The 9,905-nt window shown below is 63.3% G+C and carries 7 protein-coding genes; 4 read left to right on the top strand and 3 right to left on the bottom strand.

Features of this window, described 5'->3' with window-relative positions; all coding sequences use genetic code 11:
• Positions 1-265: 265 nt before the first annotated feature.
• Positions 266-1,930, top strand: coding sequence for a putative bifunctional diguanylate cyclase/phosphodiesterase (locus BV82_RS26290; RefSeq protein WP_036995221.1), 1,665 nt, complete (start codon positions 266-268; stop codon positions 1,928-1,930).
• A 54-nt stretch (positions 1,931-1,984) separates the two neighbouring features.
• On the opposite strand, the gene BV82_RS26285 is transcribed toward BV82_RS26290, so the two are convergent.
• On the bottom strand, positions 1,985-3,376 hold the full coding sequence (locus tag BV82_RS26285) for a NorM family multidrug efflux MATE transporter (protein WP_036995220.1): 1,392 nt from the start codon (positions 3,374-3,376) through the stop codon (positions 1,985-1,987).
• Between the two features lie 155 nt (positions 3,377-3,531).
• On the opposite strand from BV82_RS26285, the gene BV82_RS26280 reads away from it, so the two are divergent.
• Positions 3,532-4,476, top strand: coding sequence for a LysR substrate-binding domain-containing protein (locus BV82_RS26280; protein ID WP_026001469.1), 945 nt, complete (start codon positions 3,532-3,534; stop codon positions 4,474-4,476).
• A 6-nt stretch (positions 4,477-4,482) separates the two neighbouring features.
• On the opposite strand, the gene hglS is transcribed toward BV82_RS26280, so the two are convergent.
• On the bottom strand, positions 4,483-5,880 hold the full coding sequence (gene hglS / locus BV82_RS26275) for a 2-oxoadipate dioxygenase/decarboxylase HglS (RefSeq protein WP_036995219.1): 1,398 nt from the start codon (positions 5,878-5,880) through the stop codon (positions 4,483-4,485).
• Between the two features lie 95 nt (positions 5,881-5,975).
• Positions 5,976-6,872: a LysR family transcriptional regulator gene (locus tag BV82_RS26270; protein ID WP_010225821.1), complete on the bottom strand. Its 897-nt coding sequence runs from the start codon at positions 6,870-6,872 to the stop codon at positions 5,976-5,978.
• 135 nt (positions 6,873-7,007) lie between these two features.
• Here BV82_RS26270 and amaB point away from each other — a divergent pair, with 135 nt between their 5' ends.
• Positions 7,008-8,498 carry an L-piperidine-6-carboxylate dehydrogenase gene (gene amaB / locus BV82_RS26265; protein ID WP_215444970.1) on the top strand — a complete coding sequence of 497 codons (1,491 nt, stop codon included), beginning with the start codon at positions 7,008-7,010 and terminating at the stop codon, positions 8,496-8,498.
• Between the two features lie 119 nt (positions 8,499-8,617).
• Complete coding sequence (gene amaA, locus BV82_RS26260) at positions 8,618-9,904, top strand: L-pipecolate oxidase (RefSeq protein WP_036994855.1); 1,287 nt, start codon at positions 8,618-8,620, stop codon at positions 9,902-9,904.
• The last annotated feature ends 1 nt before the right edge of the window (position 9,905 follow it).

Genomic DNA, 9,905 nt, shown 5'->3' with positions numbered 1-9,905 from the left:
GACGAAAACCGGGGACGCTAGAAAAATAGCCGGGCATTTTAGCAGGGGTAGAAAGTTTCTGCCGCGACCGTCTGACAGTGTGACGTACCACGCGATCTAAATTTGCCGCATTTGATACTTTCCCGCAGGATGCGTGGCGAAACCTGCGGGATGTCGGCAATGGAATGGCATGACTTTAAGTGAAAATCATTTTCATTAATGGTTTAGGATACGCATTCTCGCTGCCCATCGTCATTTGACTGTGTCTACGTCCTAAGGAGCCAGCTTGTCTACGCCCGTCGAACCCTTGCGTTTGCTCCTGCTGGCCGATGAGCCGGAATGGGCCACTGTCTTGCGCGAGTGTCTGCTGCCGATGGCGGGCCAGGCGGTACTGCTGACCGCTCCGAACTGGGAGGCGGTCGACAGCCTGTTTGCCAATGACCGCAATGCGCTGGTCCTGGCGACTCCGCCACTGCAACCGGCGCCCGGGCGCTGCATATTGCCAATGGTTCTGCTGCTCGAGCACGAGCCGCAGGTGCCGCCGCCGGGGGTCAGTGACTGGCTGATCCGTGACCAACTGACCAGCAATATCCTGCGCCGCAGCCTGCGCCACGTCCGCGAACGCGGCGTGCTGGAAGCGACCCTGCAGCGCCTGGCCGAACAGGACCCGCTGACCGGCATCGCCAACCGCCAGGGCTTCCAGACCCTGCTGGCGGCGCGCCTGGCCGACAATGACGGGCGCGGCGTTGCCCTCGGTCACCTGGACCTCGACAACTTTCGCCATGCCAACGATGCCCTCGGCCACCAGGCCGGCGACCGGCTGATCCTGCAAGTGGTGGGTCGGCTGAAAAGCCAGCTGGAAGCCGGTGACCAGGTCGCACGCCTGGGCAGCGACGAGTTCGCCCTGTTGATCGATACCCGCCGCGAGCCACAACGCGCCGAGTGGATGGCCGAGCGCATTACCGAAGCCCTGGCCGAACCCTACTGGATCGATGGCGAAAGCCTGCTGCTCGGCTGCAGCCTGGGTGTCGCCCACGCCCGCGCCCAGGGCGGCGCCGACCCGCTGATGTGGCATGCGCACATTGCCATGCAGCAGGCCAAGAGTACCCAGGGCTGTACCTTTCACGTCTTTAACGAACGCATCAACCGCAACGCCCGCAGCCTTGCCGACCTGGAAAGCGAACTGCGCCGGGCGCTGCGTCGCGACGAGCTGGAGCTGCACTACCAGCCGCGGCTGAACCTGGCCGACGGGCGCATCGTCGGCCTCGAAGCCCTGGTGCGCTGGCGCCATGTCGAGCGCGGGCTGCTGCCGCCCAGCGAGTTCGTGCCGCTGGCCGAGCAGAGCGGGTTGATCGTGCCCCTGGGCTACTGGGTGATTTCCCGCGCCCTGCGCGACATGCAGGCGCTGCGCGAGCGAGGCCTGGCGCCGCTGCACATGGCGGTGAACCTGTCGTTTCGCCAGTTCCAGGACAGCCAGTTGTTGGCGACCCTGAGCCGGCTGATCATCGAGCATGGTGTCGATGCCCGCTGGCTGGAGTTCGAGCTGACCGAAACCGCGGTGATGCGCCGCAATGACCTGGTCAAGCAGACCATGGATGCCCTCGGGCGCCTGGGTGTGCGCTTTTCCCTGGATGACTTCGGTACCGGCTTTTCGTCGTTCGTGCACCTCAACAGCCTGCCGATCACCTTGCTCAAGGTCGATCGCAGCTTTGTCGGCGGTATGGAGCAGCGCGAAGAGAACCGCAAGCTGGTGCACGCGATGATCAACCTGGCGCACAACCTCAATCTGGAGGTGGTCGCTGAAGGTGTGGAAACCCCTGAGCAAATGGGCCTGTTGCGCAGTTTTGATTGCGACCAGGTGCAGGGGTTTCTGATCAGCCGGCCGTTACCGATCGATGAGTTGATGGCGTATTTGCTGCACGGGCCGGCGCAGCAGTCGGTAGCTCTCTAGAGGCTGGGGCTGCTGTGCAGCCCATCGCTGGCAAGGCCAGCTCCCACAGGGGCCTCAAACCACCGAAGCAGTCGCCTTGTTCACCCCAGCCGAACTGCCCAGCAAGCGCTTCACCCGCCATTCGAAGGCCAGGGTCAGGCTCACCGCTGCACACGCCAGGCCCAGCGCCAGCCCCCACCACACGCCCACCGCACCCAGGCCAAGGGTGAACGCCAGCAGCCAGGCGGCCGGCGCACCAATCACCCAGTAGCAGAACAGCCCGACCAGGAAGGTGGTCTTGGCGTCCTTGAGCCCGCGGATCGAACCCATGGCAATGGTTTGCACGCCATCGAACAGCTCGAACCAGGCGGCGACCATCAGCAGGCTTACGGCCAACTGGATGATCGCGGCAAAGGCCGGGTCATCGTGGTCGAGGAACAGTCCCACCAGCGGATCCGGCAGCAGCCAGAAGAGGATGGCGAACATCAGCATCATCGCCGCGCCAAAACCGATCCCGACGCGGCCGGCATGGCGAGCACCGAGAAGGTTATCGGCACCGTAATAGAGCCCTACACGCATGGTCACGGCGTACGACAAGCCTGCCGGGATCATGAATGCGGTAGAGACGATCTGCAGGGCGATCTGGTGTGCGGCCAGTTCGGTGCTGCCGAGCACGCCCATGCACAGCGCGGCGAAGGCGAACAGGCCCACTTCTACGGTGTAGGTGCCGCCAATCGGCAAGCCCAGGCGCCACAACTCGCGCAAGGCCGGCCACGAAGGGCGGCTCAGGCCCTGGCTAATCGGGTAGGGCGCATAGGCCGGGTGCCAGCGGATGTACAGGGCCATGGCCACGGCCATGCAGTTGGCAACGATGGCGGTCACCAGTCCGATGCCCACCAGGCCCAGTTTCGGCAGGCCGAACATGCCCTCGATCAACGCGTAGTTGAGCAGGAAGTTGGCCACTGTGCCGATCAGGCTGATCACCATTACCGGCGTCGAGCGGCCAATGGCGCTGGTAAAACCGCGCAAGGCCATGAAGCTCAGGTAGCCGGGCAGGGCGAAAGGCAGCAACAGCAGGAACTGCGCGGCAGCCTCGACGTTGTTCGGGCTCTGGCCCAGCAGTAGCAGCACTGGCTCCAGGTTCCATAGCGCCAGCGCTGTCACCAGGGCCATGACCCAAGCCAGCCACAACCCGGCCTGGGTCAGGCGGGTGGCGCCGACGATATCACCGGCACCCTTGCGAATCGCCACCAGGGTACCGACCGCGGCGATCACGCCCAGGCAAAAGATCGACACGAACGAATAGCTCGCCGCACCCAGGCCGCCGCCGGCCAGTGCCTGCGGGCTGATGCGGGCCATCATCAGGGTGTCGGTGAGTACCATCAGCATGTGCGCCAACTGCGAGGCGATCAGCGGCCCGGCCAGGCGCAGCAAAGCCTTGAGTTCATGGGGCGGCGCAGCCTGCATGGAGTCGTCCTTTTCTTACGCGATAGATTCAAAGCGTGAAAGTCTGAGCCTTTGTACGGTTATTCACAAAAGGATAATAGCGATGGTTGGCATGATTAAAACTCATGGGAGTATGATCCTGACGATTGCTTGTGGATAACCCGGAGCCCGCCGTCATGTCTCGTCGTTTACCGCCTCTATACGCACTGCGGGCTTTCGAAGCGGCGGCCCGGCACAGTTCGTTTACCCGCGCCGCAGATGAGTTATCGATAACCCAGAGTGCGGTCAGCCGCCATATCCGCACGCTTGAGGAGCACTTTGCCTGTCGTTTGTTCGTGCGCAATGGCCGCAGCCTGCAGCTCAGCGAAGCGGCGCGCTTGCTGTTGCCAGGGGTGCGCGAAGGCTTTGCGGCGCTGGAGCGTGCCTGTAGCACCCTGCGCAGCGAAGACGATATTTTGCGCATGAAAGCGCCCTCGACCCTGACCATGCGCTGGCTGCTGGCGCGCCTCAGCCGCTTTCGTCACTTGCAGCCGGGCAACGAAGTGCAACTGACCAGTGCCTGGATGGACGTCGATCATGTCGATTTCAATCACGAGCCTTTCGACTGCGCGGTGTTGCTCAGTGATGGGCACTTTGCGCCGGACTGGGAGGTCAAGCGGCTGTTTTCCGAGCTGCTGATCCCGGTCGGGGCACCGGAACTGCTCAAGGAAGGGCCCTGGGACGAGCGGCGCCTGGCGGGCATCGAGTTGCTTCACCCGACCCCCGACAAACGCGATTGGCGCAGCTGGCTGGCGCGCATGGACCTCACCGACAAGGTCTCGCTCAAGGGTGGCCAGGTGTTCGACACCTTGGAGCTGGGCATGATCGCCGCCGCCCGGGGCTATGGCGTGTCCATGGGCGACTTGCTGATGGTCGCCGAGGACGTCGCTCAGGGCCGGCTCAGCCTGCCCTGGCCGACGGCGGTTGCCAGCGGGCTGGACTACTACCTGGTCTGGCCGAAAACCCGTCCGGGTGGCGAGCGCTTGCGGCGCTTGAGCGACTTTCTGCAAGGCGAGGCCGATGCCATGGATTTGCCAAAAGTGGAAATTCTGCCGGCAACAGCTGCGATCACCTCGGTATAAAGGGGCTTAAAGCGCAGGAAGCCCCAACGCCTGCGCACACGCCTGCAACGACCGCCGCTGGCTTTCGGCATACAACGCCAACTCATCCTGCACCGGCTTGCCCAGCGCCTGCTCGAAGGCATCGCGGTTGGCATTGCTGCCGTACTCGCTCTGCGCATCATCGCCCAGGTTGGACTGGAAAATCCCAGCCGCACTGACCGGCAGAAAATCCTCGTACACCAGGGCTTCAAAGTGGATATGCCCGGCGTCGATCAAATCTTGCAATGAACTTGGCCGCTGAGTATCCCCGCGCGCCGCCAGGCCACGCTCGGTGGGGAAGTAGCGGAAGTACGCCAGGTCCTGTTCACGCATCTGTGCCAGGTCATCCGGGAAGGCCTTGAAGCTGTCGCTGAGCAAACCCATGTAGTGCGCGGCATTGGCCTCGGCGGGCACGCCACCCAGCGCCGCGCGGGCGCTATCGAGCAGTTGGTCGTACAGCTGGCGACCCTTCGGCGTCAGCGCGGCGCCCCGTTGCTCGATCTCGCCAAAGCGCGCGGTATGGCTGCCGCTGCCTTCACCGTGCTGATCGGTGAAGGCGACCTTTTCCTGCAGCGCCTTGAAACTGGTCTGACGCAGAAGGATCGGGCAGCGACGCGGTGGCGGGCCTTCGATCACGGCTTTGGGCGGAATACCTTTGGCCGGCATGCCCAGCTGGATGGCATCGATGTCCAGGGTGCGCGGGGTCAGGTGGTTGATGTGTGGGCCTTTGAAGGCCACCACATCGGCAATCAGGCGGTGCTGGTCATGCAGTTGCTGGTACTGCTCGGCGGTCACGGTGGCGTCCCGGTGCCAACGGAAGGTGTGCAGAGCTTCGTTGACAAAAAACTGGGCATCGTCGGCATTCAAGCCGCCATCACGCTCGAACTGCTCGATCAGCTGTAGGGCGCGCGGGGTGAAGATCTGCCGCCGGGCGAGAATCTCGCCAGACAGTTCACGCAGCGCCGGGTTGTCGATCAGCTCCAGACGCAGCAGAGAGGTGAAGACTCGGAACGGGCTGATGTGCAGCGATTGCTCGTGCACCGCGCGAAAGGCAGTGGAATGCACCGGCACGCCGGCCGAGCTGAGGTCGTAGTAACCCACTGGCTGCATGCCCATCACCGCGAACAGGCGGCCGATGGTTGCCAGCTCTTCAGCCGTGCCGACGCGAATGGCGCCGTGGCGTTCCTGGTCGAGGCGTTCAATCTCGCCGGTCCAGCGCAGGGCCTGGGCAACCTCGGGCTGCTCGGCCATCACTTGCTGATTGATTTCGCTCACCAGCGACAGCAGCGTGCCGTACAGCGGCACCTCTTGCTTGTACATGAGCGACATGGCGGCCGAGAACTGCGCGCGAATGCTGTCCGGGCTGACGAAATCTTGAGCGGGCATCGAAAGCTTCCTGGTAAGTGGGCACCCTTACATGAAAGCGAGGAATGCAGTGCCTGCACAAGCGAAAAAAAGTCGATCTGTCATTCCAAAAATTATCAATCTTGCCCAGCCAGCTCTCCGCGAATCCAGTCAACCAAGGCGCGCACCTTTGGCACCTCTGCCGCATGCTCGGAAAACGCCAGGAAATGCGCACCATTGCTGCGCATGCTGTACTGCCAAGGCACGATCAGTTTGCCTTCGGCGAGCTCCTGGGCCACCAGGTAGCGGGGCACCAGGGCCACGCCGCAGCCGGACTGAGCAGCGCTGAGGCTCATATAGAAGGTATCGAAGCGCGGCCCGTGATAGCTGTTGGCCGAATGCAGGCCCTGTTCCAGGAACCACTCGTGCCAGGCTTCCGGGCGCGAGGTACTTTGCAGCAGCACCAGTTCGGCCACTTCGCTGGCGTCCTTGAGCGTACGCCCCTGCAACAGTTCCGGCGCGCACACCGGCAGCACTTCTTCGCCGAACAGCTCGATGCAGGTTGCCCCTGGCCAGGTACCCTGGCCAAAGAAGAACACCACGTCGGCGGTGGCCTGCAGCAGGGCGAAGGGCTCCATCTCGTTGCGGATGTCGAGGTGGATGTTCGGGTACTGCTTGCCGAAACCTTTGAGGTGCGGGATCAGCCAGCGCACACCAAAGCTCGGTTGGGTCGCTACCTTGAGGACTTCGGTTTGTTCGCCGTAGGACATGATGTAACGGCTGGACATGTCGACCTGGGTCAGAATCTTGTTGACCTCGGCCAGGTACAGCGCGCCTGCTGGTGTCAGCTGCAGGCGTCGGCGGATACGCAGGAACAGGTGATGGCGCAGCATCTCTTCAAGCTGGGCCACCTGCTTGCTCACCGCGCTCTGGGTCAGGTGCAGTTCCTCGGCGGCGCGGGTGAAGCTCAGGTGCCGAGCGGCAGCCTCGAAACACTGCAGGGCGGCCATCGATGGCACCAGACGTTTGGACATAGCGGTCTCTAAGCCAGTAGATCATTACCTGGCGGAATGATATGCAGAATAAAGGTCGTTTGTTGCGCCAGAGTGATCGGATTAATACTGATCCCTATCACTTTTTCAACCACTCATCGCATGCAGGAGAAGAAAATGGTTGATGGACTGCTTGACCGCCTCGGTGTCCCGGCTGCTGCCTACACCCACGGTAACCATCCCGTTCACACCCCTATCGATGGCAGCGCGATTGCCTCGGTGCACCTGGAAAGCAAAGCCCAGGTGACCGCCAAGATCGATCAGGCCGAAAAAGCCTTCCAGGCCTGGCGCAACGTCCCGGCCCCCCGCCGCGGTGAGTTGATCCGCCTGTTTGGCGAAGTGCTGCGTAAGTACAAGGCCGAGCTCGGTGAACTGGTGTCGATCGAAGCCGGCAAGATCACCCAGGAAGGCCTGGGCGAAGTGCAGGAAATGATCGATATCTGCGACTTCGCCGTCGGCCTGTCGCGACAGCTCTACGGCCTGACCATCGCCTCCGAGCGCCCCGGTCACCACATGCGTGAAACCTGGCACCCGTTGGGTGTGGTCGGGGTCATCAGCGCCTTCAACTTCCCCGTCGCGGTCTGGGCCTGGAACACCACCCTGGCGCTGGTGTGCGGCAACGCCGTGGTGTGGAAACCGTCGGAGAAGACCCCGCTGACCGCACTGGCCTGCCAGGCCCTGTTCGAAAAAGCCCTGAAGGCCTTTGGTGAAGCGCCAGAAGGCCTGAGCCAACTGGTCATCGGCGATCGCGACGCCGGCGAAGCGCTGGTCGACGACCCGCGCGTGCCGTTGGTCAGCGCCACCGGCAGCACCCGCATGGGCCGAGAAGTCGGCCCGCGTGTCGCCGCGCGTTTCGGCCGCAGCATCCTCGAACTGGGCGGCAACAACGCGATGATCCTGGCGCCCAGTGCCGACCTCGATCTGGCCGTGCGCGGCATCCTCTTTAGCGCCGTCGGTACTGCGGGCCAGCGCTGCACCACCTTGCGCCGCTTGATCGTCCATCGTTCGATCAAGGACGAAGTGGTGGCCCGGGTCAAAGCCGCTTACGCCAAGGTGCGCATCGGCGACCCGCGTAAAGACAACCTGGTCGGCCCGCTGATCGACCAGGCCTCGTTCGCAGGCATGCAGGATGCTCTGGCCCGTGCCCGTGATGAAGGTGGCCAGGTGTTCGGCGGTGAGCGTCAGCTTGAGGAGCAGTACCCGAATGCCTATTACGTGGCGCCGGCGATCGTCGAGATGCCAGGTCAGAGCGCGGTGGTGCGTCATGAAACCTTCGCACCGATCCTCTACGTGCTGGCCTACGACGAATTCGACGAAGCCCTGCGCCTGAACAACGAAGTGCCGCAAGGTCTGTCGTCATGCATCTTCACCACCGACCTGCGCGAAGCCGAGCGCTTCCAGAGCGCGGCGGGCAGTGACTGCGGGATTGCCAACGTCAACATCGGCACCAGCGGTGCGGAGATTGGCGGGGCGTTTGGTGGCGAGAAGGAAACCGGCGGTGGCCGAGAGTCGGGTTCGGATTCGTGGAAGGCCTACATGCGTCGGCAGACCAATACCGTGAACTATTCCCGCGAGCTGCCGTTGGCGCAGGGGATTGTGTTCGACTGACGACTGCGTCGGCCCCATCGCCGGCAAGGCCGGCTCCCACAAGGACCGCTGCTCCCTGTGGGAGCTGGCTTGCCAGCGATAAGGGCACCACCGCACAAGAATAAAAGAGGAAGCCGGCCATGCCAGAACTGCGTCAACAATGCCTCTGGGAACACGTCACCCAGCCCGCCGCGCCATCCCGGGTGCTGAACGTCGAGCTCAAGGCCGATGTGTGCATCATCGGCGGCGGTATCACTGGCCTGTCGGCAGCCATCCACCTGCTCGAACAGGGCAAGACGGTGATCCTGCTCGAAGCCTGGAAAATCGGCCACGGTGGTTCCGGGCGCAACGTCGGCCTGGTCAACGCCGGCACCTGGATTCGCCCGGACGACGTTGAAGCGACCCTTGGCCAGAAGCAAGGCAGCCGCCTGAACAAGATATTGGGCGAGGCGCCGAGCGAAGTGTTCGCCACCATCGAACGTCTGGGTATCGACTGCCAGGCCCACAACACCGGCACCCTGCACATGGCCCACAACGCCACCGGCGTTGCCGATCTCGAAGCCCGTCACCAGCAATGGAGCCGGCGTGGCGCCGATGTCGAGCTGCTGACCGGGGCCAAGTGCGAAGAATATTGCGGTACCGACAAGATTTCCGCCGCGCTGCTTGATCGCCGCGCCGGCACCATCAACCCCATGGGTTATACACAGGGCCTGGCCGCTGCGGTCGAGCGTCTGGGTGGGCAGATCTTCCAGCAGTCCGCCGTGCAAGGTCTTGAGCGTGAAGGCAGCAGCTGGCGGGTGAAGACCGCCAAAGGTTCGGTCAGCGCCGACAAGGTGGTGATCTCCACCGGCGCCTACACCGAAGGCGACTGGACCAACCTGCAACGCCAGTTCTTCCGCGGCTACTACTACCAGGTCGCGTCGGTGCCGCTGCAAGGCGCCGCTGCCGACAACGTGCTCAAGCACGGCCAGGGTTCGTGGGATACGCGCACGGTGCTCAGCAGCATCCGTCGCGATGATCAAGGGCGGCTGTTGCTCGGCAGCCTTGGGCGGGTCGACAACAAACCGGCCTGGTTCATCCGCAGCTGGGCCGACCGCATCCAGAACCACTACTTCCCGCAACTGGGCAAGGTCGAGTGGGAAATGCACTGGACCGGCTGCATCGACTTCACCCCGGACCATCTGATGCGCCTGTTCGAGCCTGCGCCGGGTATCGTCGCCGTCACCGGCTATAACGGCCGTGGCAACACCACCGGCACGGTGATCGGCAAAGCCTTTGCCCAGTACCTGCTCTGTGACAACCCGGATGCCTTGCCGATCCCGTTCTCGGCAATGAAACCAGTGTCGGCACCAGCGCTGCGTACCGGCTTCTACGAAACCGGCTTCTCGCTGTATCACGCCGGGCAATGCTTGCGCGTGGTGCTCTGAC

Origin of the sequence: Pseudomonas donghuensis (assembly GCF_000696345.2) — a bacterium.
Lineage (GTDB): Bacteria > Pseudomonadota > Gammaproteobacteria > Pseudomonadales > Pseudomonadaceae > Aquipseudomonas > Aquipseudomonas donghuensis.
Note: the sequence above shows the minus strand (reverse complement) of the source record. Positions and strands in the feature narration are given on the sequence as shown.

Bases quoted from the DNA above. Each gene is read 5' to 3' on its own strand.
- amaA (WP_036994855.1), top strand. From the start codon at position 8,618: ATGCCAGAACTGCGTCAACAATGCCTCTGGGAACACGTCACCCAGCCC.
- BV82_RS26285 (WP_036995220.1), bottom strand. From the start codon at position 3,376: ATGCAGGCTGCGCCGCCCCATGAACTCAAGGCTTTGCTGCGCCTGGCC.
- amaB (WP_215444970.1), top strand. From the start codon at position 7,008: ATGGTTGATGGACTGCTTGACCGCCTCGGTGTCCCGGCTGCTGCCTAC.
- BV82_RS26280 (WP_026001469.1), top strand. From the start codon at position 3,532: ATGTCTCGTCGTTTACCGCCTCTATACGCACTGCGGGCTTTCGAAGCG.
- hglS (WP_036995219.1), bottom strand. From the start codon at position 5,880: ATGCCCGCTCAAGATTTCGTCAGCCCGGACAGCATTCGCGCGCAGTTC.
- BV82_RS26270 (WP_010225821.1), bottom strand. From the start codon at position 6,872: ATGTCCAAACGTCTGGTGCCATCGATGGCCGCCCTGCAGTGTTTCGAG.